This is a genomic window from Streptomyces sp. TBY4, from assembly GCF_024213195.1.
Classification (GTDB): domain Bacteria; phylum Actinomycetota; class Actinomycetes; order Streptomycetales; family Streptomycetaceae; genus Streptomyces.
In genome coordinates this window covers 358,242-383,579 of sequence record NZ_JANAVF010000007.1, presented here as the reverse complement: position 1 = coordinate 383,579, position 25,338 = coordinate 358,242, and the positions used below count along the sequence as shown (strand labels likewise).

Below are 25,338 nucleotides of genomic sequence, written 5' to 3'. Positions count from 1 at the left end.
CACCCACGGCATGCGAAGGGCCCGGCTCCCCCGGAAACACCTGGGGAGCCGGGCCCTTCGGGTCTGCCTGCGCGCGGGATCAGCGGATGGAGCTGAAGATCTCGTCGAGGAACTTGGAGGCCGTGCCGGTCGGCGCGGTGGCGGCGCGCCCGCCGATGCTGCGGTCCTCGTCGTCACGCCAGTCGTCACGGCGGCCGTCGTGCCGGCCGTCGTTGCGCCCGTCGAAGTCCTCGTCGTCGCGCCAGTCGTGGTGCCCGTGGTGGCGGCCGTCGACCGGCTTGAAGTAGACGGAGGCCACCTCCGTGTTCCGCAGCCGCTCGCCCGGCTCCAGCTCCGCCTCCGGGACGCCGCCGCAGCTGCGGTTGCGGTAGACCACCGCGAGGGACTCGGTCTCGTTCGTCACGTCGAAGGCCGGCCGGTGCTCGGAGGTGTTCGTCAGCCGGTAGCAGGTGTCGTTGTCCGCCGGGCGGATCTGCCCGTGCCGGCGGTCGCCGTCGTCGTCGGTGTACCGGTAGTACAGGGTTCCGAGGCGCTCGCGGTCGTCGTGGTCGTTGGCGTACGACAGCCCGGCGGTCGGCAGGACCAGCGCGAGGGCGCCTACGAGTGCGGTGGCGGTGGTGCGAAGACGCATGGGGGAGTCCGTTTCTCGGGTTCCGCGTGTTCCTCGGATGCGGATGCCTGCCCGGTGCGGTCGGCATCCGCGGGCAGCGTAGGAGCGGAAGCCCGTGGAGAAGCGATTCGGCACGGCAGCGCGTTCGAAGGTTCACCCTCCCGGTCCCCTCCGGAGCCGGACAGCCGAACGCCCCGGATCCGCACGGGATTCGGGGCGTTCGGGTCGTTCGGGCGGGCCGGGGCCGTCAGCGCAGCACGACTCCGCCCCCCGCGTCCGTGTCCGTGCCCGCGGCGGGGCCGGCGACCAGTCCCAGTTCGGCCGGGGTCGCCAGCAGCGGGTGCGAGGGCAGGATCCGTACGGTGTAGCCGAAGGGCCCCGTACGGTCGAGGGCGAGCGGGCCCTCGTACAGCCAGCGGCCCTCCAGGTCGGGTCCGCCGGCGGGCTTGAGCGGGAAGGCCCGCCCGCCCTGGATCACGTCCTGCGCGTCGACCCGGCCCGCGACGGCCTGCACCTCCACGTCCTCGGGGGCCAGCGCGTCGAGGGAGACCTGCACGCGCAGGGTGAGGGTGGCCCCGAGTTCGGCGGTGCCGCCGACCGGGCCCGCGGTCAGGGCCTCCACGTGCTCGACGGCGAGCTGCGGCCAGGCCGCGCGGACCCGCCCCTTCCACCAGGCGAGGTCCCGCGCCGCGTCCGGGGTGAGGGCGCGGTGGGAGAGCGCGGCCGGAGCGTAGAGCCGCTCCACGTACTCCCGCACCATGCGCCCCGCGAGCACCTTGGGCCCCAGGGAGACGAGGGTGCGCCGGACCATCTCGATCCACCGCACCGGGAGTCCGGCCTGTCCGGCCCGGTCGTAGAACCGGGGGGCGACCCGGCCCTCGATCAGGTCGTAGAGGGCGTTCGCCTCCAGGTCGTCGCGGCGGTCCTCGTCCGCGCCGAGTCCGTCGGCGGTCGGGATGGCCCAGCCGAAGTCCGGCTCGAACCATTCGTCCCACCAGCCGTCCAGCACGGACAGGTTGAGGCAGCCGTTGAGCGCCGCCTTCATCCCGCTGGTGCCGCAGGCCTCCAGCGGGCGCAGCGGGTTGTTCAGCCAGACGTCGCAGCCCGGGTAGAGCTTCTGGGCCATGGCCATGCCGTAGTCGGGCAGGAACACGATCCGGTGGCGCACGCGGGGGTCGTCCGCGAACCGCACCAGCTCCTGGACGAGCCGCTTCCCGCCGTCGTCGGCCGGGTGCGCCTTGCCCGCGACCACGATCTGGACGGGCCGGTCCGGGTCCAGCAGCAGGCGGCGCAGCCGGTCGGGGTCGCGCAGCATCAGCGTGAGCCGCTTGTAGGACGGCACCCGGCGGGCGAAGCCGATGGTCAGCACGTCCGGGTCGAGGACGGAGTCCACCCAGCCGAGCTCGGCAGCGGCGGCCCCGCGCTGGCGCCAGGAGGCGCGCAGGCGGTCCCGTACCTCCTGGACTAGCTGCTCCCTGAGCACCCGGCGCAGGTCCCAGACGTCCTGGTCGGGGATGTCGGCGACGGCGTCCCAGCGCTGCGAGCCGCCGACGGAGAGCGCGTCCTCGGTGCGGCCGGCGCCGATCTGCCGCGCGCCGAGCCGGACCACCTCGGGCGCCACCCAGGTCGGGGCGTGCACGCCGTTGGTCACGGAGGTGATGGGGACGTCGGCGGGGTCGAAGCCCGGCCACAGCCCGGCGAACATCCCGCGGCTGACGGCGCCGTGCAGGGTGGACACCCCGTTGGCCCGCTGGGCCAGGCGCAGGCCCATCACCGCCATGTTGAACACCCCGGGGTCGCCGCCGGGGTACGACTCGGCGCCGAGGGCGAGGATCCGGTCGACGGGTACGCCGGCCAGTTCACCGCCCTCGCCGAAGTGGCGGGCGACCAGGGCCCGGTCGAAGCGGTCGATGCCGGCGGGGACGGGGGTGTGCGTGGTGAACACGGTCCCCGCGCGCACCGCTTCGACGGCGGCGTCGAAGCCGAGCCCCTGCTGCCCCTCCAGTTCCCTTATGCGCTCCAGCCCCAGGAACCCGGCGTGGCCCTCGTTGGTGTGGAAGACCTCGGGGTCGGGATGCCCGGTGATCCGGCAGTAGGCCCGGACGGCCCGCACCCCGCCGATCCCGAGCAGCATCTCCTGCAGCAGCCGGTGGTCGCTCCCGCCGCCGTACAGCCGGTCGGTCACCTCGCGGGCGGCGGCGTCGTTGTCCTCGACGTCGGAGTCGAGGAGCAGCAGCGGCACCCGGCCGACGCGGGCCTGCCAGACGTGCGCGTGCAGGGCCCGGCCGCCGGGGAGGCTCAGGGACACCCGCGCGGGTGAGCCGTCCTCCTCGCGCACCAGCGCGACGGGCAGTTCGTTGGGGTCGAGCACCGGATAGTGCTCCTGCTGCCAGCCGTCGCGGGAGAGCGACTGGCGGAAGTACCCGTGCCGGTACAGCAGTCCGACACCGATGAGGGGGACGCCGAGGTCGCTGGCGGCCTTGAGGTGGTCCCCGGCGAGGATCCCGAGCCCGCCGGAGTACTGGGGCAGGGCGGCGGTGATCCCGAACTCGGGCGAGAAGTAGGCAATGCCGGCGGGCAGCTCGGCGGCGGCCTCGTGGCTCTGGTACCACCTCCCGCCGTGGACGTAGTCATCGAGGTCGGCGGCGGCGACGGCGAGCCGCCGCAGGAACCGCCGGTCCCCCGCGAGCTCGGCGATCCGCGCGGCGGACACGGCGCCGAGCAGCCGGACGGGATCCCCGCCGGCGGCTTGCCAGCCCTCGGGATCGACGGATTGGAACAGTTCACGGGTCTCGGCGTGCCAGGACCAGCGCAGGTTGCGCGCGAGGTCGGCGAGCGGCGAGAGGGTCTCGGGGAGGACGGGGCGCACGGTGAATCGACGGATAGCCTTCACGCGTTCCACCTTCGCAGGGGATTACGGATCGGAGCGGCCGCACCACGCTGTGCACCGCGAGCGTCACCCTCGGAAGGCTAGCGCCCTCCCCCTCCCCCGGCCATGGCGCCTCGGGCGGCCCTCCGCCGGGGATCCGCGGGCCGGTGGACATCCGGTAGTCCTCCTGGAGTTGACGGAGCATCGGCAGGTGTCGGGGATCGGCGACCGGGCAGGCGTTCCAGTACGTACGAGTAGTTAACCGAACACGCGGCATGGGTCGGGCTGGAGTGGGAAGGGCTCCCCGGGTACGCGCACGGCGCACCCTCCCCCGACCTCTCCCGCCACCCGAGTGAACGCGGACAGGAGCGGCCATGCCCGCAGCCCAGCCGTCTTCCGAGCAGCTAGAAACAGAGCGAACAGAGCGTGCACTACCAGCCGCCATGCCGGCTGGCCTGTTGTCACCGAGCCCTGCGAACTGCCCCCAGGTGATCCCATCATGATCGGTCGCATTCCCGTGCTGGACGTCCGCCCCGCCGTCGACTGCGGCGTCAGACCCGCCAAGGCGGTCGTGGACGAGGTCTTCGAGATTTCCGCCACCGTGTTCCGCGAGGGGCACGACGCCGTGGCGGCCCATGTCGTGCTCCGAGATCCGAGCGGGCGGCTGCGGCCCCCCGTGCCCCTGTCCGAGCTCGCTCCCGGGACCGACCGGTGGGGGGCGCGGGTGTCCGCCGAGGTCGAGGGGAGGTGGACCTACACCGTCGAGGCGTGGAGCGACCCGGTGGGCACCTGGCGGGCCCACGCGGCGGTGAAGATCCCGGCCGGGATCGACACCGGGCTCACCCTCCTGGAGGGCGCCGAGCTGTACGAGCGGGCCGCGGCCAAGATTCCCAAGCGGGACGGCCGCGAGCACGTGCTGGCCGCCGCCGACGTGATGCGGGACGAGGACCGGCCCGTCGCCGAGCGGTACGCGGCGGCCCTCGGCCCGCGCATCGACGCGCTGCTCGCGAAGCGTCCGCTCCGGGAGCTGGTGACGGCCTCCAAGCCGCTGCCGCTGCTGGTCGAGCGCAAGCGGGCCCTCTTCGGTTCCTGGTACGAGATGTTCCCCCGGTCGGAGGGGGCGGTGCTGGAGCCCGGCGCGGCTCCCGTGAGCGGGACCTTCCGGACCGCCTCCGAGCGGTTGCCGGCGATCGCCGCGATGGGCTTCGACGTGGTGTACCTGCCGCCGATCCACCCGATCGGGAGCACTTTCCGCAAGGGCCCGAACAACACGCTGTCGGCGGGCAGTTGGGATCCGGGTGTGCCCTGGGCCATCGGCTCCACCGAGGGCGGCCACGATGCGGTCCACCCCGAGCTCGGCACCCTGGAGGACTTCGACGCCTTCGTCGCCAGGGCCCGCGAGCTGCGCATCGAGGTGGCGCTCGACTTCGCCCTGCAGTGCTCCCCGGACCACCCGTGGGTGGAGAAGCACCCGGAGTGGTTCCGCCACCGCGCCGACGGCACGATCGCGTACGCGGAGAACCCGCCGAAGAAGTACCAGGACATCGTGCCGATCCACTTCGACGCCGACATGGCCGGCATCGTGGCGGAGACGGTGCGGATCCTGCGGCACTGGATGGAGCACGGCGTCCGCATCTTCCGGGTCGACAACCCGCACACCAAGCCGGTGGTCTTCTGGCAGAAGGTGATCGCGGACATCAACAAGTCCGACCCCGACGTGATCTTCCTCGCGGAGGCCTTCACCCGTCCCGCGATGATGCGGACCCTCGCCGCCGTCGGCTTCCAGCAGTCCTACACGTACTTCACCTGGCGCAACACCAAGGCCGAGCTGACGGAGTACCTGACCGAGCTCGCGGACACCCGGTCCGCCTCCGTCATGCGGCCGAATTTCTTCGTCAACACCCCCGACATCCTGCACGCCTACCTTCAGCACGGCGGCCGTCCCGCCTTCGAGGTCCGCGCGGTCCTCGCCGCCACCCTCTCCCCGACCTGGGGGGTCTACGCCGGTTACGAGCTCTGCGAGAACACCCCGGTCAAGGAGGGCAGCGAGGAGTACCTGGATTCCGAGAAGTACGAGCTGCGCCCGCGCGACTGGGCCGCCGCCGACCGCGAGGGCCGCACCATCGCCCCGCTGATCACCGCCCTGAACCGGCTGCGCCGGCGCAACCCCGCGCTCCAGCAGCTGCGCGACATCCATTTCCACCCGACCGACAACGAACAGGTGATCGCCTATTCGAAGCACTCCGGGGGCAATTCCGTACTGGTGGTCGTCAACCTCGATCCGCACCACACCCAGGAGGCGACGGTCTCGTTGGACATGCCGGTACTCGGCCTCGACTGGCACGGGTCCCTCGCGGTGCGCGACGAGCTCACCGGCGAGACCTATCACTGGGGCAGGGCCAACTACGTGCGCCTGGAACCGGGCCGCACGCCCGCGCACGTACTGGCGGCTCTGCGACCGTCCCCGCCCACCGGAGGGTCACCCATCTCATGATGATCAACGATCCCGTCCCCGACACCTTCGAGGACACCCCCGCCAAGGACCGCGATCCCGACTGGTTCAAGCGGGCGGTCTTCTACGAGGTCCTCGTACGGTCCTTCCACGACAGCAACGGCGACGGCGTGGGTGACCTCAAGGGGCTCACCGCCAAGCTGGACTACCTCCAGTGGCTCGGCGTCGACTGCCTGTGGCTGCCGCCGTTCTTCGCCTCACCCCTGCGCGACGGGGGCTACGACGTCGCCGACTACACCTCCGTGCTGCCCGAATTCGGCGACCTCGCCGACTTCGTGGAGTTCGTGGACGCGGCGCACACCCGCGGCATGCGGGTGATCATCGACTTCGTGATGAACCACACGAGCGATCAGCACGAGTGGTTCCAGCAGTCCCGCAAGGACCCGGACGGGCCCTACGGCGACTACTACATGTGGGCCGACAACGACAAGCAGTTCCAGGACGCCCGCATCATCTTCGTCGACACCGAGACCTCCAACTGGACGTACGACCCGGTCCGCAAGCAGTACTACTGGCACCGGTTCTTCTCCCACCAGCCGGACCTCAACTACGAGAACCCGGCCGTGGTCGAGGAGATCGTCTCCGCGCTGCGCTTCTGGCTCGACCTCGGGATCGACGGCTTCCGCCTGGACGCCGTGCCCTACCTGTACGCGGAGGAGGGCACCAACTGCGAGAACCTGCCGCGCACCCACACCCTCCTCAAGGCGGTCCGCGCCGAGATCGACGCGCACTACCCGGACACCGTGCTGCTCGCCGAGGCCAACCAGTGGCCCGAGGACGTCGTCGACTACTTCGGGGACTTCCAGAAGGGCGGGGACGAGTGCCACATGGCCTTCCACTTCCCCGTCATGCCGCGCATCTTCATGGCGGTACGAAGAGAGTCGCGCTACCCCGTCTCCGAAATCCTGGCCAAGACCCCGGCGATCCCGGACCGCTGCCAGTGGGGCATCTTCCTGCGCAACCACGACGAGCTCACCCTCGAGATGGTCACGGACGAAGAGCGCGACTACATGTACGCCGAGTACGCCAAGGACCCGCGGATGCGGGCCAACATCGGCATCCGGCGCCGGCTCGCCCCGCTGCTGGACAACGACCGCAACCAGATGGAGCTGTTCACCGCCCTGCTGCTGTCGCTGCCCGGTTCGCCGGTGCTGTACTACGGCGACGAGATCGGCATGGGCGACAACATCTGGCTCGGTGACCGCGACGGCGTGCGCACGCCCATGCAGTGGACCCCGGACCGCAACGCCGGTTTCTCCTCGTGCGATCCGGGCAGGCTGAACCTGCCGGTCATCATGGACCCGGTCCACGGGTACCAGGTGACCAATGTCGAAGCGGCGATGGCCTCACCGTCTTCGCTGCTGCACTGGACCCGCCGGATGATCGAGGTCCGCAAGGCCAACCCGGCCTTCGGACTCGGCTCGTACACCGAACTGCCCTCGTCCAACCCGGCGGTGCTCGCCTTTCTCCGTGAGTACGGGGACGACCTGGTGCTGTGCGTGCACAACTTCTCGCGCTTCGCGCAGCCCACCGAGCTGGACCTGCGGTCGTTCAACGGGCGGGTCCCGGTGGAACTCACCGGCGACGTCCGCTTCCCGCCGATCGGCGAATGGCCGTACCTGCTGACCCTGGCGGGCCACGGCTTCTACTGGTTCCGCCTGCGCTCGGAAGCGCAGCAGCCGCGCGCGTAGACGCACGAGGGCGGGCGAATGGGTCAATCGCCCGCCCCTGTACGGACCATCCTGACCCGACACTCGATCACACCGGAGAAGCAAACATCGCGATCCGGGACACTCTGCGCATTCTTTGACGGCCCGGGGAAAGGACGCGACGCCATGTCGGAGGCTGCATCCGCCCGGGATCGGCTCACCGCCGACCGGGCCGCGGGGCCGGGGCTCGGGCCGGGACCCGGGCTGGGTCCGCTGGAACCGATGCTGCGGGCCTGGCTGCCCGCGCAGCGCTGGTTCGCGGGCAAGGGCCGCGCCATCGGACGGCTCAGAAGCATCTCGGCGGCCGAACTGCTGCCGCCCGGATCCTCCCCCGGACTGCTGCACCTGCTGCTGGACGTGGACGGGGACTGCTACCAGCTGCTGCTCGGGATCCGCCCGAGCCCGCTGCCGCCGGCCCTCGCGCCCGCGCTGATCGGCCGCGCCGAGCAGGGCCCGTACGCCGGCCAGTCGGTCTACGAGGGGCTGGGCGATCCCCGGCTCGCTTCGCTGCTGCTGGAGCGGCTGCGCTCCCCCGGCACCCTCGGCCCGCTCCGCTTCGACCGGGACCCGGCCGCCGTGATCCCGGAGGCTCCCGCCCCCCGGCCGCTGTCCGGGGAACAGACCAACTCCTCGCTGATCTACGGGGATTCGTACATCCTGAAGGTCTTCAGGCGGGTCGGCCCCGGGGTCAATCCCGACCTGGAGCTGCCCCGCGCCCTGGCCGCCGCCGGCTGCGCCCGGGTGCCCGCGCCGGTCGCCTGGTACGAGGCCGAGCTGCCCGGCTCCGAACCGCTGACCCTGGGCGTGCTCCAGCCCTACCTGCGCGGCTCCGACGACGGCTGGCAGCTCGCGCTGCACCGGCTGCGCACCGGAGCCGACTTCACCTCCGAGGCGTACGCGCTGGGCCGGGCCACCGCCGAGGTGCACAGCGCGCTGGCCGGGGCCCTGCCCACCCTCGCGCTGGGACCGGAGCAGACGGCCCGGCTCGCCGCCGGGATGACGGCCCGGCTCGCCGCCACCGCCCGCGAGGTACCGGCCCTGCGCCCCTACGAGGCGGGACTGCGCGGGGCCTTCGACGCGCTGGCCGCCGCCCGCGGGACGGGGGTCCGCGCCCAGCGGATCCACGGGGACCTGCACCTGGGCCAGACCCTGCGCACCGCGGACGGCAGCTGGGCGCTGATCGACTTCGAGGGGGAGCCGGCCCGGCCGCTGGCCGACCGGCGGCGGCCCGAGCCGGCGGTCCGGGACATCGCCGGGATACTGCGCTCCTTCGACTACGCCGCCCGCTCGCACCGGCCCTTCGCCCCCGCCTGGGCGGACGCCTGCCGGGCCGCCTTCTGCGAGGGCTACGCCCGCACCACCGGCCGGGATCCGCGCGAGGACCCCGTACTGCTGCGCGCCTACGAGACCGACAAGGCGGTGTACGAGGCCCGCTACGAGTCCCGGCACCGCCCCGACTGGCTGCACGTGCCGATGGCGGCGATCCGGCGGCTGTCGGAGCCGCAGCGGCCGCCCTCCCACCGCACGCTTCCCCTCATCCCCGGTTCCGCCACCCCCCACCCGAAGCCCCCGAGGAGGCCGCTCGCGTGAGCGCCGCACGACAGCCGTCACCGACCGTCCGCGCCGAAGCCCCGTCCGCCGTCACCGTCGACACCGTTGCCGTCGACACCGCGGCCGCCGCCACCGGCGCCGCCGAGCCCGCGAAGAAGCCCCGGGCCCCGAGGGCCCGGCGGGCGGCCCCGCCGCGCGGGGTCCGGCCGGTGCCGGCGCTGGACGCGGAGGAACGGGCCCGGCTGCTGGAGGGGCGCCACCACGATCCGCACGCGGTGCTCGGGGCCCGCACCCGGCGGGGCGGGGTCTCCTTCCGGGTGCTGCGCCCGTACGCGAAGGCGGTCACCATCGTGGCCAAGGGGCTGCGGGCCGCGCTCCTCGACGAGGGCGACGGGCTGTTCTCCGGGCTGCTGCCGCTGGCCGGGGTGCCGGACTACCGGCTCCTGGTGACGTACGACAGCGACGAGGTGGAGGTCCACGACCCCTACCGGTTCCTGCCCGCGCTCGGCGAGCTCGATCTGCACCTGATCGGCGAGGGCCGGCACGAGGAGCTGTGGACGGCGCTCGGCGCGGAGCCGATGGAGCACCAGGGCGTGGCGGGCACCCGGTTCACGGTGTGGGCGCCGAACGCGCAGGGGGTGCGGGTCAGCGGGGACTTCTCGTACTGGGACTCCGTCGCCCACCCGATGCGCTCGCTCGGTTCCACCGGCGTGTGGGAGCTGTTCCTGCCCGGCGTCGGCGAGGGCGCCCTGTACAAGTACGACATCACCCGCCCGGACGGCTCGCACACCCTGCGCGCGGACCCGATGGCGCAGCACGCCGAGGTCCCCCCGGCCAACGCCTCGGTGGTGACCTCCTCCTCCTACGTCTGGCAGGACGCGGAGTGGATGGCGAAGCGCGGGGAGCGCCCGCCGCACCAGGCCCCCTTCTCCGTGTACGAGCTGCACCTGGCGTCCTGGCGGCCGGGGCTCTCGTACCGGCAGCTGGCCGAGCAGCTGCCCGCGTACGTGACGGAGCTCGGCTTCACGCACGTGGAGTTCATGCCGGTCGCCGAGCACCCCTTCGGCGGCTCCTGGGGCTACCAGGTCACCGGCTTCTACGCGCCGACCTCCCGGATGGGCACCCCGGACGACTTCCGCTTCCTGGTGGACGCGCTGCACCGGGCCGGGATCGGGGTGATCGTCGACTGGGTGCCGGCGCACTTCCCGCGCGACGACTGGGCGCTCGCCGAGTTCGACGGGCGGCCCCTGTACGAGCACCACGATCCGCAGCGGGCCGCGCACCCGGACTGGGGGACGCTGGAGTTCGACTACGGGCGCCGCGAGGTGCGCAACTTCCTCGTGGCGAACGCCGTGTACTGGTGCCAGGAGTTCCACGTGGACGGGCTGCGCGTGGACGCGGTGGCCTCGATGCTCTACCTCGACTACTCCCGCAAGGACGGCGAGTGGACGCCGAACGAGCACGGCGGCCGGGAGAACCTGGACGCGGTGGCGATGCTCCAGGAGATGAACGCCACCGTCTACCGGCGCTGCCCGGGCGTGGTGACGATCGCCGAGGAGTCCACGGCGTGGCCGGGCGTCACGCAGCCCACCGACACCGGCGGGCTCGGCTTCGGCCTGAAGTGGAACATGGGCTGGATGCACGACACCCTGCGCTACGCGTCCAGGGAGTCGGTGCACCGCAAGTACCACCACCACGACATGACCTTCGGAATGGTCTACGCGTTCAGCGAGAACTACGTGCTGCCGATCTCGCACGACGAGGTGGTGCACGGCAAGGGCTCGCTGGTGTCGAAGATGCCCGGGGACTGGTGGCAGCAGCGGGCCGCGCACCGGGCGTACCTGGGCTTCATGTGGGCCCACCCGGGCAAGCAGCTGCTCTTCATGGGGCAGGAGTTCGCGCAGGGCTCGGAGTGGTCCGAGACGTACGGCCCGGACTGGTGGCTGCTGGACTCCTCGTACGCGGCGGCCGGTGACCACCGGGGCGTACGCAGCCTCGTGGGCGAGCTGAACCGGACCTACCGGGCGGCTCCGGCCCTGTGGGAGCGGGACTCGGTGCCGGAGGGGTTCGCCTGGGTGGAGGCGGACGCGGCGGAGGACAACGTCTTCGCCTTCCTGCGCTTCGCCCAGGACGGCTCGCAGCTGCTGTGCGTCTCGAACTTCTCCCCGGTGGTCCGGCACGGCTACCGGGTCGGGGTCCCGGAGGAGGTGCCGCTGTGGCGGGAGGTGCTGAACACCGACCTGGAGGCCTACGGCGGCAGCGGCGTCCACCACACCCAGCCGGTGCGGCCCGAGCCGGTGCCCGCGCAGGGCCGGGCGGCCAGCCTGCGGCTGACCCTCCCGCCCCTGGCGACGCTCTGGCTCAGCCCGATGCCCCGGCGGTAGCGGCGAGGACCCCTTCCAGCTCCTGGAGGAGCCTGCGCTTGGCGCGGGCTCCGACCATCTGCTGGACGGGTTCGCCGTCGCGGAAGACGAGCAGGGTCGGCGTGGACAGCACCCCGTAGCGCACGAGGGTGGCGGGGTTCCTGTCCACGTCGATCTGGACGACCTTGAGGCGGGAGGCCTCTTCGGCGGCGAGGGCGGACAGGACGGGTGCGAGCTGGCGGCACGGGCCGCACCAGTCGGCGGTGAACTTCACCAGGACGGGCCGGCCGCGCTCGGCGAGCACCTCCTCCTCGAAGTCCGCGTCGGTCACTTCGGCCACTGCGTGGGCCTTCATCTTTTTCCCCTCTCGTTCCGGCCGGTCAGCCGGTCATCTCGCATCTGGGCGGTGCCGCTTCGGCTTCTGCTTCGGCCTCGGCTTCGGCGAGCTGGTTCGCGACCTGGTCGCGGACCTCGCCGAGGCGGCCGATCAGGGCGTCCAGTTCGGTGAGCTTGCGCCGGTAGACGGCCAGCGAGGCCGGGCAGGAGTCGCCGGACGGGTGCCCGGCGCGCAGGCATTCCACGAACGGGCGGGTCTCCTCCAGGTCGAAGCCGAAGTCCTGGAGCGTGCGGATCTGGCGGAGCAGCCGCAGGTCGTCCTCGTCGTAGGTGCGGTGTCCGTTGCCGTCCCGCCGGGCGGGGAGCAGCCCCCGCGACTCGTAGTACCGGAGGGTCCGGGTGCTGGTGCCCGCCCGCCCGGCCAGTTCGCCGATGCGCATGGCCCGACCGTATTCCTTGACCCCGACGTCAAGGGAAGGAGGTTGTGTGAGGGGATCGCGCACGGGGGTATCGCTGCGCACGGCTGGAAACGTACGCTAGGAAGTGGATCACCGATCGATCCGATTACCGGACAGTCGCAGGGAAAACCGTCCAAAGTCCTTAACTCCATAGGACGTTCCTACGAGTTATGGGCTTGTTTGTTTGGTCTGTAGTCGCCGTGCCTCGGCCACTCCTACGGTGTGCCATGTGCACTCCAGCCCCCCCTTCAATGCCCCCGCCGCGCGTCGTCTCCGCGCGGCCCTGGGCATGGCTCCCGGTCATGTCGCCTATGGCCTGCGGGCCCAGTACGGACTGCTCGTCACTCCCGAGACCGTGATGGCGTGGGAGCGTGGCGAGATCTCGCCCACCTCCACCGAGCTCACCGCTCTGGCCGGCGTCCTGTGGTGTTCCCCCGGCGAGCTGCTCGCCGAGCCCGTCACCCTGCGGGAGCACCGCATCGCCCGGGGTCTGGCCGCCGAGGACCTGGCCCGCCGGGTCGGCGTGGAGGCGGGTGCGTACCAGAAGATGGAGGACACCGGCCGCTGGAAGGGCAACGAGCGGCAGTCCGCCGCCCTGGCGACGGCGCTGGGGCTGACGCTGGCCCAGTTCGTGACGGCGACCGGCAAGCACGAGGAGCTGGCAGAGCTGCTGCGCAGCGGGGTGACCACCCGCTGGCAGGCGTACGTGAAGCCGCTGGCCAAGCTGCTCCCGGTGCCCAAGGCGCACCTGGAGCGGGTGCTGGAGCAGCTGCACGCCGAGTACCAGTCGCGGATGGTGGCCACCCTCAGCTGGGGCGGCGGTCAGGGCGAGGCCGGCAGCGGCGACTCGGGGCGTGAATACCTGGAGGGCATCGTGGACCGGTTCTGGGCCCTCGCCGGCGGTGCGGCGTAGGACACATTTCGCCCGCGGCCCCCTTACGGGAAAGGCCCCGACCGCGTCCGGAGGAGGACGCGATCGGGGCCTTTCGGCGCCGGAATTCGGGACGGAAGTCCCGGCCGCCGGGACGGTCAGAAGACGGACTCGGCCTCGTACATGCGGTCCTCGGGGACGGTCTTCAGCTCGGTGACGGCGTCGGCCAGCGGGGCCATGACGATGTCGGTGCCGCGCAGGGCGGTCATGTTGCCGAACGCGCCGCGGTGGACGCCCTCGACGGCGTGCCAGCCGAAGCGGGTCGCGAGGACGCGGTCGTAGGCGGTGGGGGTGCCGCCGCGCTGGACGTGGCCGAGGATGACGGGGCGGGCCTCCTTGCCGAGGCGGTGCTCCAGCTCGACGGCGAGGCGGTTGCCGATGCCGGCGAAGCGCTCGTGGCCGTACTGGTCGATCGCGCCCTTCTCGTACGGCATGGAGCCCTCGGCCGGGTGCGCGCCTTCGGCCACGCAGATGACGGCGAACTTCTTGCCGCGGGCGAACCGTTCCTCCACCATCTTGACCAAGGCGTCCACCTCGAACGGACGCTCCGGCAGGCAGATTCCGTGGGCGCCGCCGGCCATGCCGGACTCCAGGGCGATCCAGCCCGCGTGCCGGCCCATGACCTCGACGACCATGACGCGCTGGTGCGATTCGGCGGTGGTCTTGAGGCGGTCGATGGCCTCCGTGGCGACCATGACGGCGGTGTCGAAGCCGAAGGTGCGGTCGGTGGAGGAGATGTCGTTGTCGATGGTCTTCGGTACGCCGACGACCGGCATTCCGGCGTCCGACAGCATCCGGGCGGCGGTCAGCGTGCCCTCGCCGCCGATCGGGATCAGCGCGTCGATGCCGTAGCGCTTCGCCAGCTCGACGGCGTTCTCGGCCGCTTCGTGGAGGCGGGCGCGCTCCATGCGGGCCGATCCGAGGATCGTGCCGCCGCGGGCGAGGATGCCGCTGACCGCGTTGATGTCGAGGGGGCGGAAATTGCCGTCGAGGAGGCCCTTGAAGCCGTCCTCGAAGCCGATGACCTCGTCGCCGTGCCCGACCACGGCACGGTGTACGACCGACCGGATGACAGCGTTCAGGCCCGGACAGTCGCCGCCTGCGGTGAGAACTCCGATACGCATCGTGCTGTGTCTCCTGCTCCTGGTCGTACCTGGCCGTTCGCGTGCGGGCGGACAGCCGGTCGGTCTTGCATATGAGGTGCCGTATGACGGGCGTATTGATGAACCCTGTCCGATTGTTCCACGCGCCCCGGGTGGCGCGCCCTCCGTGCCACTCCGCCCGTGAGGGCCCGCAGGGCCTTTCGACCCCTCCTCCGGGCCCTTCTCCCGGCGGGCGTCCTAGGGAATCGCAGGGGTATTGTCAAGAGGTCAAGCCCACATTAACTGGGACAACCGACTCGAATTGGGACGGAGAGCACGCGTGACGCGCAGCGTGTACGTGACGGGGATCGAGCGGGGGGACGGCCGCCAGGTCGTCGAGCTGGGCATCATGGAGCTCCTGACCCGCCAGACAGGCCGGGTGGGCGTGTACCGCCCCCTGTTGCACGACGGGCCCGACCGGCTTTTCGACCTCCTCAAGGGCCGGTACCGGATCGAACAGGACGCCGCGACGGCCTACGGCATGGAGTACCACGAGGCCTCCGCCATCCTGGCCGAGAAGGGCACCGACGAACTGGTCTCCCAGCTCGTCGGCCGCTACCACAAGGTGGCCCGCGACTACGAGGTCATGCTGGTCCTCGGCACCGACTACGCCGACACCAACCTCCCGGACGAGCTGGCGCTCAACGCCCGCCTCGCCAACGAGCTGGGCGCGCTGGTCATCCCCGTCGTGGGCGGCACCAAGCACCCGGCCGAGGCCGTGCGCGCCGAGACCCGCAACGCCTACCGCGCGTACGAGGCCCTGGGCTGCCACGTGGGCGCGATGGTCGTCAACCGGGTGGCCGCCGAGGACCGCGAGGTGATAGCCGAGCGCCTGGCCGCCCGACTCCCCGTGCCCTGTTACGTACTGCCGGACGACAAGCACCTGTCGGCCCCGACGGTCGCCCAGATCACCCGGGCGCTCGGCGGCGAGGTGCTCCTCGGCGACGAGGCCGGACTGGCCCGCGACGCCCTGGACTTCGTCTTCGGCGGAGCCATGCTGCCGAACTTCCTGAACGCCCTGACCCCCGGCTGCCTGGTCGTCACCCCCGGGGACCGCTCCGACCTGGTCGTCGGCGCGCTCGCCGCGCACACCTCCGGCACCCCGCCGATCGCCGGTGTGCTGCTGACGCTGAACGAGCGCCCGAGCAAGGACATCCTGACGCTGGCCTCCAAGCTGGCTCCGGGCACCCCGGTGGTGTCGGTCGCGGGCAACAGCTTCCCGACGGCCGCCGAACTCTTCGCACTGCAGAGCCGGCTGAACTCCGCGACCCCGCGCAAGCTGGAGACCGCGCTCGGCCTGTTCGAACGCCACGTGGACACCGCCGAGCTGCGCGAGGTGCTCTCGGTGGCCCGCTCCGAGCGGGTCACGCCGATGATGTTCGAGAACCAGCTGCTGGAGCAGGCCCGTGCCGAGCGCCGCCGCGTGGTCCTCCCCGAGGGCACCGAGGAGCGCGTGCTGCGCGCCGCGGACGTGGTGCTGCGCCGCGGGGTCTGCGACCTCACCCTGCTGGGCGAGGAGCAGGCCATCTCGAAGAAGGCCGCCGACCTGGGCATCGACATCTCGGCCGCCCAGCTCATCGACCCGGCCACCTCCCCGCTGCGGGAACGGTTCGCCGAGTACTACGCCAAGGCCCGCGCGCACAAGGGCATGACGGTCGAGCTGGCCCACGACGTGGTCACCGACGTCAACTACTTCGGCACCCTGATGGTCCAGGAGGGCCTCGCCGACGGCATGGTCTCCGGCTCGGTGCACTCCACCGCCGCCACCATCCGTCCGGCCTTCGAGATCATCAAGACCAAGCCCGACGCGTCCATCGTCTCCTCGGTCTTCTTCATGTGCCTGGCCGACAAGGTCCTCGCCTACGGCGACTGCGCCGTGAACCCGGACCCCAACGCCGAGCAGCTCGCCGACATCGCCGTCCAGTCGGCCACCACCGCCGCCGCCTTCGGCCTGGAGCCGCGGATCGCGATGCTCTCGTACTCGACCGGCACCTCCGGCTCGGGCGCGGACGTGGACAAGGTCCGCAAGGCCACCGAGATCGTCCGTGAGCAGCGCCCCGACCTGCTGATCGAGGGGCCGATCCAGTACGACGCCGCCGTGGAGCCCTCGGTCGCCGCGACCAAGCTGCCCGAGTCCGAGGTGGCCGGCCGCGCGACGGTGCTGATCTTCCCCGACCTCAACACCGGCAACAACACGTACAAGGCCGTGCAGCGCTCGGCCGGCGCCGTGGCGGTCGGCCCGGTCCTGCAGGGTCTGCGCAAGCCGGTCAACGACCTCTCGCGCGGCGCCCTGGTCCAGGACATCGTCACCACCGTGGCCATCACCGCCATCCAGGCGCAGTCCCGGCCCGTGGCCGGCTGAGCCGCCCCACCGCGCACCCACCGAGCCCCCACCGCAAAGGAAAGACCCCCATCGTGACCGCATCGCGCGTACTCGTCCTCAACTCCGGCTCCTCGTCGGTGAAGTACCAGCTGCTCGACATGGCGGACTCCTCCCGCCTGGCGGTCGGCCTGGTGGAGCGGATCGGCGAGGAGACCTCCAGGCTCACGCACGAGCCGCTGACCGGACCGGGCGCTGCGGGCGGCAAGCGCGTCACGGAGGGCCCGATCGCGGACCACACCGCCGCGCTCCAGGCCGTCGCGGCGGAGCTCGCCGCCGACGGGCTGGGCCTGGACTCGCCCGAGCTGGCCGCCGTGGGCCACCGGGTGGTGCACGGAGGCACCAAGTTCACCCACCCGACGCTGGTCGACGACGCGGTCCTGGCCGAGATCCGCGCGCTGATCCCGCTCGCCCCGCTGCACAACCCGGCGAACGTGACCGGCATCGAGGTGGCCCGGGAGCTGCGGCCCGACCTGCCGCAGGTCGCGGTCTTCGACACGGCCTTCCACTCGACCATGCCGGAGCACGTGGCGCGGTACGCGATCGACGCCGCGACGGCCGACAAGTACTCCGTCCGGCGGTACGGGTTCCACGGCACCTCGCACGCGTACGTCGCCCGCGCGACGGCCGAGCTCCTGGGCAAGGCCGAGGAGGACGTGAACGTGATCGTGCTCCACCTGGGCAACGGCGCCTCGGCCTCGGCCGTGCACGGCGGGGTGTGCGTGGAGACCTCCATGGGGCTGACCCCGCTGGAGGGCCTGGTCATGGGCACCCGTTCGGGCGACCTGGACCCGGCGGTCGTCTTCCACCTGGCCCGGGTCGGGGGGATGTCCGTCGACGAGATCGACTCGCTGCTCAACAAGAAGAGCGGTCTGCTGGGTCTGTGCGGCGACAACGACATGCGCGAGGTGCAGCGGCGGGCGGCGGAGGGCGACGCCTCCGCACGGCTGGCGCTGGCCTCGTACATCCACCGTCTGAAGAAGTACATCGGTGCCTACTCGGCGGTCCTCGGCCGGGTGGACGCGGTCGCCTTCACCGCGGGCGTGGGCGAGAACTCGTCCGAGATCCGGGAGATGGCCCTGGCCGGCCTGGCCGAACTGGGCCTGGCCCTCGACCTGGAGGCGAACTCGGTACGGTCCCCCGAGCCGCGCCTGGTCTCCGCGGAGTACGCGCGGGTGGCCGTGGCCGTGGTCCCGACGGACGAGGAACTGGAGATCGCCAGCCAGACGTACGCGCTGGTTACCGGGTAGTCACTTTGGACTTTCCGCCAGACGGAATATTCCGCTACGAAACAAACCGATAGGATCCGCTCCATGCGCCGTTCCAAAATCGTCTGCACGCTGGGCCCCGCCGTCGACTCTTACGAGCAGCTGAAAGCTCTCGTAGAGGCCGGTATGAACGTGGCCCGATTCAACTTCAGCCACGGCTCCCAGGCAGAACACCAGGAGCGGTACGACCGCGTCCGGAAGGTCTCCGAGGACACCGGGCGCGCGGTCGGCGTCCTCGCCGACCTCCAGGGCCCGAAGATCCGCCTGGAGACCTTCGCCGAGGGTCCCGTCGAGCTCGTCCGCGGTGACGAGTTCACGATCACCACCGAGGACGTCCCGGGCGACAAGTCCATCTGCGGCACGACCTACAAGGGCCTGCCGGGAGACGTCTCCAAGGGCGACCAGGTCCTGATCAACGACGGCAACGTCGAGCTCCGGGTGACCGAGGTCGAGGGCCCCCGGGTCAAGACCATCGTCATCGAGGGCGGTGTCATCTCGGACCACAAGGGCATCAACCTGCCGGGTGCCGCCGTCAACGTCCCCGCCCTGTCGGAGAAGGACGTCGACGACCTCCGCTTCGCCCTGCGGATGGGCTGCGACATGGTCGCCCTCTCCTTCGTGCGTGACGCCAACGACGTCAAGGACGTCCACAAGGTCATGGACGAGGAGGGCCGCCGGGTCCCCGTCATCGCCAAGGTCGAGAAGCCCCAGGCCGTCGCCAACATGGAGGGCGTCGTCGCGGCCTTCGACGCGGTCATGGTGGCCCGTGGCGACCTCGCCGTCGAGTACCCGCTCGAGAAGGTCCCGATGGTGCAGAAGCGCCTCGTGGAGATGTGCCGCCGCAACGCCAAGCCGGTGATCGTCGCGACCCAGATGATGGAGTCGATGATCACCAACTCGCGCCCGACGCGCGCGGAGGCCTCCGACGTCGCCAACGCGATCCTCGACGGCGCGGACGCGGTCATGCTGTCCGCCGAGTCCTCGGTCGGCGCCTACCCGATCGAGACCGTCAAGACGATGTCGAAGATCGTCGAGGCGGCCGAGGAGGAGCTGCTGTCCAAGGGCCTGCAGCCGCTGGTCCCGGGCAAGAAGCCCCGCACCCAGGGCGGCGCCGTCGCCCGCGCGGCCTGCGAGATCGCGGACTTCCTGGGCGGCAAGGCCCTGGTCGCCTTCACCCACTCCGGTGACACCGCCCGCCGCCTGTCGCGCTACCGCGCGAACCAGCCGATCCTGGCCTTCACCACCGACGTCAACACCCGCAACCAGCTCACCCTGAGCTGGGGCGTCGAGTCCTACGTCGTCCCGCACGTGGACAACACCGACGCCATGGTCGACCTCGTGGACGTGGAGATGCTCAAGCTCCAGCGCTACAACAACGGTGACACCATGGTCATCACCGCCGGCTCGCCCCCCGGCGTCCCGGGCACGACCAACATGGTGCGGGTCCACCACCTGGGCGGCGGCGCCCGCGACTGACGTCGCACCCGCCGCACCGTGTGAAACTCTGCCGCACAGAGACCGAGGGCGGCACCCCGATCCGATGAGGATCCGGGGTGCCGCCCTCGGTGCGTGCGGCCGCGCGAGGCCGTACGCGTCTACTCCGCCGGGCCGATGTAGTTCTTGAGGCCCGGGACGGTCAGGGTGCCGCCGAACTGGCCGGCCTGGACGACCTTGACGTTCGTGAAGAACGCGAAGGGGACGTTCAGGGGCGGCGGGCTCTTCGGCGTGAACTCGATCGGGATCAGCCCGAAGAGGTTGCCCTTGAGGCTTTCGGTGTACATCGTCACCTTGGCCCCGCGGATCTTCGAGGTGGACCCCGGACGGGACTTCAGGTGGGCGATGTGCTTGCCCTTGCCCACCGTCTGGTAGAGGTCCTTGATGTCCAGCGAGTCCGCGGTGAACTTCAGGACGGTCTTGGTCTTGCCGCCCGCCGTCTTCACCTCGACGATGCCCTCGTAGTCGAGGCCGTAGAGGGTCAGCAGCGAGCTGTCCAGGTACCAGGGCTCGTCCGGGAGCAGCGGGATGCCCTGCTCCAGTTCGGCCGCGGCCAGCGCCTCGGCGTCGTAGGTCGGGCACGGGAAGGGTTCCTTCCCGCCCTTGCCCTTCGGGCCCTCCGTCGCCGTTTCCGGCTTCGGCTTGGGCTTCGGCTTGACGGCGCCCGTCTCGTCCTTCGGCGTGGCCTTGGTGCCCTTGACCTCTTCCGACAGCTCCGAGACGGTGACGCCCGCCGTCTTCGCGGCATCGCGGATCGCGGCCTCGGCCGGGTCCGGAGCGGTCGCGGTGGTCCTGGCCGGGGTCGAAGCCGTCGGGGACGGCGCGGCCGCGGCTCCCGTGAGGGGCTTGCCGAGGTCGTCGACCAGACCCTTGATCGCGTCACCGACGCCCAGCGGGTCCAGCGGGTTGGCCGGCTTGGCCGGGGCGACCGCCGACGGCATGAGTCCGGGCTTCCCGGCGCCCTCCACCGGCTTGCGGGCCGACGGGCTCGTGCCCGGCGAAGGCACTGCCGTGGGCGACTTGCCCGGTGCGGGCGTCGTCCGCGGAGTCTTGGACGGGGTCTTGGAAGGCTTCTTCGACGCCGACGGGGAAGCCGACTCCGCGGGCTCGTCGGACCGCGTCACGCACGGTCCGGGCGCGAAGGGGATCTCCTTGTCGTCGGCCACGGCCAGCTTCGGAGCCATGCTCATGCCGACCAAGACCGCGGTCGGCATGGCGGCCAGCGCCATCGTCTTGCCGACGGGTATCTGGATCTTCGTCAGCAGGGACTTCCTGGGCGCCGCGTGGCGCGGGCCCTTCCTCTCACGGGACTCCGCACCCGGAGCCTCGCCCCGTTGCGTTTCGTCACCCCGCACTGTTCCTCCCGCCATCGGCGTGGGCAGTCGTCTCGCTCGTGTATGCCGTCGTCTCCGTGTCGCGCTGTCCCGGGACCCCGTGGGGGCCCGCCATCGCCTCGGTCTTGCCCAGGTGCACGGCGTACGCCGGGTCGCTGGTGTCCCTCGGTTCGGTCTCGTCCGCCGGCTTGCCCGGCGCCCACGACAGCGCGAGGCAGCCGCCGACCAGCGCGAGGATGAACCCGATACCGAAGCCGCCGAGGTTCGAGATCGGCAGGGACACCAGACCCAGCAGGATCGAGGCGACGCCCGCGAAGATCCGTACGCCCTGCTGGAACCAGAGCGTCAGCCCCAGCGTTACCAGGAGGATGCCGATGATCAGCGAACCGGCGCCGGTCGTCGTCGCCATCGCGAGGGTGACGTTGCCGAGCCGGACATCCCCGTACGGGAAGTAGAGGATCGGAACACCGGCGAGGAGCGTGAACAGACCTGCCCAGAAGGGGCGGTGACCGCTCCACGCGTGGAAGCGGTAGTACACCACGGTAAGCCAGGCGTCGTCTTCGGCGCGCACGTAAACCGGGGCCTGGGGGTTCATGGACAACAGCTCCCTGGAAACGGGTGGTACGGAGAACGATGTGGAGCCCGGACGGGCCGACGACGACGGTGGCCGCCGCCCCCGGCCCGTCCGGTCAGGAGTCCGGACGGACTACTTCCCGTCCTGGTAGCACGGCTTGTCGCCGTTGTACAGGCGGAGGTTGAGGTCGGGCAGGGTGAAGGTACCCGCCGTCGTCGCCCAGGCCTTCTGGCGCACCTTCGTCAGCGTGGCCGTCTTGGCACGCTGCGAGAACAGGGCGCCGTCCGCCAGCGTGCCCTCCTTCGGCTTGGTGGCGTGCGAGCCGTCACCAGCCGCGACACCGATGTCGAGGTCGCCCAGGACGGCGTCCGCGTCGAGCTCGGCGACGTCGAGGTAGATGTTCTTCGCGACCGCGGAGGTGCCCTTGTGGCCCGTCTTGAGCTGCATGGTGATGTTGCCGAGCGGCGTCTTCGTCACCAGCGACTGGCACATGTTGGTGATCTTGGCTTCCTTGAAGCCAGAGATGATCACCGGGTGGTAGGACTTCTCTTTCGAGTCCAGGGTCGCGCCCACGGCCACGCTGCCGTACTGGATCATGTCAGTGCCTTCGAGCGAGTCGGCACTGACCTTGAAGTCCTGGCCCGAGACGCTGAAGGACGCCGCGAGGGCACCCTGCGCCAGACCCACACCGACCGCCGCCGTGGCGGCGATGCTCGGCACCATGACGAGCGCGAAGCGCTTCCATCTGGTCCCGCCACGAATCTGGGAAATCATGTTCGTTCCTCCTTCTCGGACGTACATCTCCGGTCCGGGCGGTGCCCGTCCTGGGATGGGAGAAGTGCTACGTCCTCGGGAAGGAGCGCGAGCGGCCGAGCCGCGGCACTACCGCGTCCGTACACCGGCGTTCACCCCCGAGCGACAACCACTTGGCCACGCGTTCGCGCAACCTGGGGGGACAGGCCCCGCCGTGTGACGGAGACCCCCCTGTCCCACGGCCGGTGCCACTGCCACCGGCCGGCCCGGTGGGGACCCTCCACCGCGGCTCCGGGTGAGCGGCTCTGCGGGAAGGACCGGGCGTCGCCGATCGTGGTCCATTCACGAGCGGGGCACAAGGGGGTTCGTTACTGGCGGGTAACGGCCAGATAACCTGAGGGAGTCCTGTCGTCGTCGGGCCGCAACACAGGGTGTCACCGAGGGCCACGACAGATCGGGGGAAGAGTGAACACACCGGACAGTTCACGGGGTTCGATTTACTGCGAGTAACAGCGGCCGCGATTGCCAAGTTTTGGCAAAGCGCGGCCGCTGTTTATCTCTGTGTCAACAAATCACCGGTGGTGTGCCGGTGCTGTGGCGGTCCTGTGCCGGTGCTAGAAAAGCACCCGCGCGAGCGCCGTACGGGCCGAGGTGACGAGCGGGTTGTCCGGACCCACCACTTCGAACATCTCCAGGAGCCGCACGCGCACCGCGTCGCGGTCCTCACCGAACGTCACCTTCACGGTGTCCACCAGCCGCCCGAAGGCGTCCGCCACGTGACCGCCCGCCAGATCCAGGTCGGCCGCGGCGATCTGCGCCGCCGGGTCCTTCGGGTTCTCGGCCGCCGCGGCACGCACCGCCTGCGGGTTCATGTCCTTGACCCGGGCGAACAGCTCGGCCTGGGCGAGGCCCAGCTTGGCGTCGGTGTTGGCCGGATCGGCCGCCAGTACGTTCTTGTAGGCGCGCACCGCCCCGTCCAGGTCGTCGGCGTCCAGCGCCTCGATCGCCTCGTCGAGCAGCGCGTCGTACGGGCCGGCGGGCTCCTCGGCCTCCACCGCGCCCGCGCCCGGGGCGCCCTCGGCACCCGGATCCACCGCTACGCCGAGGACCCCGAAGCGCTCCTCGGCGATCTGGACCAGCTGGGCCAGGACCGCGCGGACCTCGGCCTCGGGGGCGAAGTCCTGGAACAGCGGCATCGCCTGACCGGCGACCACGGCGAAGACCGCCGGGAGGGCCTGGATGCGGAACTCGCGGATCAGGTTCTGGTTGGCGGCGACATCGAGCGCGGCCAGCGCGAGCCGGCCGTTCGCCTCGAGGGTGAGCCGCTCCAGCAGCAGGCTCAGCTCCCGCCCCTGGTCGAAGCCGTCGGCGCGGAAGTCGAGGATGACCGGAACCTCGCCCGAGAGCGGGACCACGTGGCTCTCGAAGCGGGTCTCGTCGGTGTCGAAGACGAGCGCGGACGGCGGAACGGCCCCGGCGGGCGCGGGCGCACCGCCCTGAGCGGCCTTCCGGGCCGCCTCGGCGCGGGCCTGCTCGGCCTTGGCCTTGGCCTCACCGGCCGCCTTCACCGCGGCGAGGTCGACGACGCCGCTCATGGACATGTTTCTGGGCTGCATGCGTACATCCTCCCCCGAGTGCGCGCGCCGACGAAAAAGATCGGCCGAAACGAACCGATCGCGGTACCTGCCGTGCTGTGCGGTTGTGCTGCATGGTCGTGCTGTGGCGCCGGGTCCCCACCTGGCGCCGGTAGCTCTTCGCGTGGTTGCCGCTCTTACGCTACGGGTCGTAGCGTAACTCCCCCCGCCCGCCCGCGCCCCGTGATCTGAACCACACGTCCGGGGGGCCGGACGCCCGTACTACCGGCGGGTATGGTCTGCGCCATGCGCAACCCCAGCTCCGACACCACCTGCCCGCCCGGCCGCACCGGCCGCCCGCGCAGCGCCGCGGCGGACGCCGCGATCCTCGCGGCGACCCGGGACGCACTGGTGGAGCTGGGCTGGTCGAAGCTGACGATGGGGGACGTGTCGGCGCGGGCCGGGGTCGCGAAGACCACCCTCTACCGGCGCTGGTCGGGCAAGAGCGAGCTGGTCGTGGACGCGGTCGCGGAGCTCTTCGACTCCCTCGAACTCCCCGACCGGGGCTCGCTCGAAGCCGACATCGAGTACGTGGTGCTCCAGTTCGCGGCGCTGCTGCGGCGCCCGGAGGCCCGTACCGCCCTCATGGCGGTCGTCGCCGAGTCCACCCGGGACGAGGCCCTGCGGGACCGGATCCGGTCGGCGATCGTCGACCGGCAGAAACGTCTCGTCGTACTGGGACGCGAGCGCGCGCAGGCCCGGGGTGAACTCCCCCGCGAGGAGGACGACTCCCTCGCCGCCCACACCACGGACCTGATCTTCGACGTGATCGCGGGCACCGTGGTACACCGCGCCCTGGTGAGCTCCGAGCCGGTGGACGAGCTGTGGGTCGCCACTTTCACGGCCCTGCTCATGTACGGCCTCCAGGGCTCCCCCGCCGGCCCTTCCGGCGCCGCTCCGGCGGTGTGACCACCGCGGGCCGGCCGCCGTCCGACAGCGGCAGGAAGTCCTCGCACCAGGCCGGCGCCGAGGCGGTCAGCGCCTCCGAGCGCGGATTGTGGCCCGGCCAGGGCCTCGGGCGCCCCGGCCAGTCGGCCCAGCGCAGGCTGTCGGCCTCCTCCGGCGGCAGCAGCCCGGAGGCGACCAGGGCCGCCCGGCCCGCTTCGAGCCCGGCGAGCCGGTAGCCGTACTCCGAGGAGTCCACGTCGTGGAAGTGGGCGTCGGTGATCAGCACCGAGGCCGCCACCCCGTCCAGCCCGCGCAGGATGCCCGCGCGGACGCAGGGCACGTACACCTCGGGCAGCCGGCGCTCGGCCGGTACGGCGTTCAGGACCTCCGTCAGCCCGTCCGCCCCGGGGGGCTCGAAGTCGGCGGCGATGTACGCGTACGGCCCGCAGCCGGTCTGCATGAGCACGCGGGCGCTCACTCCGTACACGGGGACGGGAAGGTGGCGGCCTGTCATGGCCGCCACCTTAGGTGT

The 25,338-nt window shown here is 71.4% G+C and carries 19 protein-coding genes; 9 read left to right on the top strand and 10 right to left on the bottom strand.

Translation table 11 applies throughout. From position 1 onward, the window contains the following. Positions 1-79: 79 nt before the first annotated feature. Both NLX94_RS19940 and glgP read right to left on the bottom strand, forming a co-directional pair. Positions 80-631: a hypothetical protein gene (locus tag NLX94_RS19940; protein WP_254384301.1), complete on the bottom strand. Its 552-nt coding sequence runs from the start codon at positions 629-631 to the stop codon at positions 80-82. 226 nt (positions 632-857) lie between these two features. Further along, entirely contained in the window at positions 858-3,503 is a 2,646-nt protein-coding gene (gene glgP / locus NLX94_RS19935; protein WP_254384300.1) for an alpha-glucan family phosphorylase, read from the bottom strand. Positions 3,504-3,978: 475 nt separating this feature from the next. Here glgP and NLX94_RS19930 point away from each other — a divergent pair, with 475 nt between their 5' ends. The 4 genes from NLX94_RS19930 (at position 3,979) to glgB (ending at position 11,635) form a co-directional block, all read left to right on the top strand. After that, positions 3,979-5,973 carry an alpha-1,4-glucan--maltose-1-phosphate maltosyltransferase gene (locus tag NLX94_RS19930; protein WP_254384299.1) on the top strand — a complete coding sequence of 665 codons (1,995 nt, stop codon included), beginning with the start codon at positions 3,979-3,981 and terminating at the stop codon, positions 5,971-5,973. Continuing rightward, positions 5,970-7,682 (top strand): maltose alpha-D-glucosyltransferase, encoded by a 1,713-nt coding sequence (treS, locus tag NLX94_RS19925; protein ID WP_254384298.1) that lies wholly within the window; start codon positions 5,970-5,972, stop codon positions 7,680-7,682. The genes NLX94_RS19930 and treS overlap by 4 nt, the downstream gene beginning before the upstream one ends. Positions 7,683-7,826: 144 nt before the next feature. Then, positions 7,827-9,290 carry a maltokinase gene (locus NLX94_RS19920; RefSeq protein ID WP_374683984.1) on the top strand — a complete coding sequence of 488 codons (1,464 nt, stop codon included), beginning with the start codon at positions 7,827-7,829 and terminating at the stop codon, positions 9,288-9,290. After that, positions 9,287-11,635: a 1,4-alpha-glucan branching enzyme gene (gene glgB, locus NLX94_RS19915; RefSeq protein WP_254384297.1), complete on the top strand. Its 2,349-nt coding sequence runs from the start codon at positions 9,287-9,289 to the stop codon at positions 11,633-11,635. The genes NLX94_RS19920 and glgB overlap by 4 nt, the downstream gene beginning before the upstream one ends. On the opposite strand, the gene NLX94_RS19910 is transcribed toward glgB, so the two are convergent. After that, positions 11,613-11,969, bottom strand: coding sequence for a co-chaperone YbbN (locus NLX94_RS19910; protein ID WP_302169938.1), 357 nt, complete (start codon positions 11,967-11,969; stop codon positions 11,613-11,615). The two genes, glgB and NLX94_RS19910, sit on opposite strands and share 23 nt — an antisense overlap. A 25-nt stretch (positions 11,970-11,994) precedes the next feature. Next, positions 11,995-12,390, bottom strand: a complete 396-nt coding sequence (locus tag NLX94_RS19905; RefSeq protein ID WP_254384296.1) for a MerR family transcriptional regulator — start codon at positions 12,388-12,390, stop codon at positions 11,995-11,997. A gap of 307 nt (positions 12,391-12,697) precedes the next feature. Here NLX94_RS19905 and NLX94_RS19900 point away from each other — a divergent pair, with 307 nt between their 5' ends. Next, positions 12,698-13,321: a helix-turn-helix domain-containing protein gene (locus tag NLX94_RS19900; RefSeq protein ID WP_254384384.1), complete on the top strand. Its 624-nt coding sequence runs from the start codon at positions 12,698-12,700 to the stop codon at positions 13,319-13,321. Between the two features lie 116 nt (positions 13,322-13,437). Here NLX94_RS19900 and NLX94_RS19895 read toward each other — a convergent pair whose 3' ends face one another. Continuing rightward, complete coding sequence (locus tag NLX94_RS19895; RefSeq protein ID WP_254384295.1) at positions 13,438-14,463, bottom strand: ATP-dependent 6-phosphofructokinase; 1,026 nt, start codon at positions 14,461-14,463, stop codon at positions 13,438-13,440. A 298-nt stretch (positions 14,464-14,761) separates the two neighbouring features. On the opposite strand from NLX94_RS19895, the gene pta reads away from it, so the two are divergent. The 3 genes from pta to pyk all read left to right on the top strand — a co-directional run bounded on the left by pta (position 14,762) and on the right by pyk (position 19,605). Next, the gene (gene pta / locus NLX94_RS19890) at positions 14,762-16,843 is read left to right on the top strand and encodes a phosphate acetyltransferase (protein ID WP_254384294.1); all 2,082 of its coding nucleotides are present in this window, start codon (positions 14,762-14,764) and stop codon (positions 16,841-16,843) included. A gap of 53 nt (positions 16,844-16,896) precedes the next feature. Continuing rightward, positions 16,897-18,111 carry an acetate kinase gene (locus tag NLX94_RS19885; RefSeq protein WP_254384293.1) on the top strand — a complete coding sequence of 405 codons (1,215 nt, stop codon included), beginning with the start codon at positions 16,897-16,899 and terminating at the stop codon, positions 18,109-18,111. 63 nt (positions 18,112-18,174) lie between these two features. Next, on the top strand, positions 18,175-19,605 hold the full coding sequence (gene pyk, locus NLX94_RS19880) for a pyruvate kinase (protein WP_254384292.1): 1,431 nt from the start codon (positions 18,175-18,177) through the stop codon (positions 19,603-19,605). A 119-nt stretch (positions 19,606-19,724) separates the two neighbouring features. On the opposite strand, the gene NLX94_RS19875 is transcribed toward pyk, so the two are convergent. The 4 genes from NLX94_RS19875 to NLX94_RS19860 form a co-directional block, all read right to left on the bottom strand. Continuing rightward, a complete protein-coding gene (locus tag NLX94_RS19875; protein ID WP_254384291.1) occupies positions 19,725-20,978 on the bottom strand; it encodes a hypothetical protein in 1,254 nt (417 codons plus the stop codon). Beyond that, on the bottom strand, positions 20,968-21,552 hold the full coding sequence (locus NLX94_RS19870) for a DUF6114 domain-containing protein (RefSeq protein WP_254384290.1): 585 nt from the start codon (positions 21,550-21,552) through the stop codon (positions 20,968-20,970). The genes NLX94_RS19875 and NLX94_RS19870 overlap by 11 nt, the downstream gene beginning before the upstream one ends. Before the next feature lie 111 nt (positions 21,553-21,663). Then, complete coding sequence (locus tag NLX94_RS19865; protein ID WP_254384289.1) at positions 21,664-22,305, bottom strand: DUF6230 family protein; 642 nt, start codon at positions 22,303-22,305, stop codon at positions 21,664-21,666. Between the two features lie 593 nt (positions 22,306-22,898). Further along, the gene (locus tag NLX94_RS19860) at positions 22,899-23,900 is read right to left on the bottom strand and encodes a tetratricopeptide repeat protein (protein ID WP_254384288.1); all 1,002 of its coding nucleotides are present in this window, start codon (positions 23,898-23,900) and stop codon (positions 22,899-22,901) included. A 264-nt stretch (positions 23,901-24,164) separates the two neighbouring features. On the opposite strand from NLX94_RS19860, the gene NLX94_RS19855 reads away from it, so the two are divergent. Next, a complete protein-coding gene (locus tag NLX94_RS19855; RefSeq protein ID WP_254384287.1) occupies positions 24,165-24,827 on the top strand; it encodes a TetR/AcrR family transcriptional regulator in 663 nt (220 codons plus the stop codon). On the opposite strand, the gene NLX94_RS19850 is transcribed toward NLX94_RS19855, so the two are convergent. After that, the gene (locus tag NLX94_RS19850) at positions 24,769-25,320 is read right to left on the bottom strand and encodes a hypothetical protein (protein WP_254384286.1); all 552 of its coding nucleotides are present in this window, start codon (positions 25,318-25,320) and stop codon (positions 24,769-24,771) included. The genes NLX94_RS19855 and NLX94_RS19850 overlap by 59 nt on opposite strands. Positions 25,321-25,338 lie beyond the last annotated feature (18 nt).

Bases quoted from the DNA above. Each gene is read 5' to 3' on its own strand.
- NLX94_RS19940 (WP_254384301.1), bottom strand. From the start codon at position 631: ATGCGTCTTCGCACCACCGCCACCGCACTCGTAGGCGCCCTCGCGCTG.
- NLX94_RS19930 (WP_254384299.1), top strand. From the start codon at position 3,979: ATGATCGGTCGCATTCCCGTGCTGGACGTCCGCCCCGCCGTCGACTGC.
- treS (WP_254384298.1), top strand. From the start codon at position 5,970: ATGATGATCAACGATCCCGTCCCCGACACCTTCGAGGACACCCCCGCC.
- NLX94_RS19920 (WP_374683984.1), top strand. From the start codon at position 7,827: ATGTCGGAGGCTGCATCCGCCCGGGATCGGCTCACCGCCGACCGGGCC.
- NLX94_RS19910 (WP_302169938.1), bottom strand. From the start codon at position 11,969: ATGAAGGCCCACGCAGTGGCCGAAGTGACCGACGCGGACTTCGAGGAG.
- NLX94_RS19905 (WP_254384296.1), bottom strand. From the start codon at position 12,390: ATGCGCATCGGCGAACTGGCCGGGCGGGCGGGCACCAGCACCCGGACC.
- NLX94_RS19900 (WP_254384384.1), top strand. From the start codon at position 12,698: ATGGCTCCCGGTCATGTCGCCTATGGCCTGCGGGCCCAGTACGGACTG.
- NLX94_RS19895 (WP_254384295.1), bottom strand. From the start codon at position 14,463: ATGCGTATCGGAGTTCTCACCGCAGGCGGCGACTGTCCGGGCCTGAAC.
- pyk (WP_254384292.1), top strand. From the start codon at position 18,175: ATGCGCCGTTCCAAAATCGTCTGCACGCTGGGCCCCGCCGTCGACTCT.
- NLX94_RS19870 (WP_254384290.1), bottom strand. From the start codon at position 21,552: ATGAACCCCCAGGCCCCGGTTTACGTGCGCGCCGAAGACGACGCCTGG.
- NLX94_RS19865 (WP_254384289.1), bottom strand. From the start codon at position 22,305: ATGATTTCCCAGATTCGTGGCGGGACCAGATGGAAGCGCTTCGCGCTC.
- NLX94_RS19860 (WP_254384288.1), bottom strand. From the start codon at position 23,900: ATGCAGCCCAGAAACATGTCCATGAGCGGCGTCGTCGACCTCGCCGCG.
- NLX94_RS19855 (WP_254384287.1), top strand. From the start codon at position 24,165: ATGCGCAACCCCAGCTCCGACACCACCTGCCCGCCCGGCCGCACCGGC.
- NLX94_RS19850 (WP_254384286.1), bottom strand. From the start codon at position 25,320: ATGACAGGCCGCCACCTTCCCGTCCCCGTGTACGGAGTGAGCGCCCGC.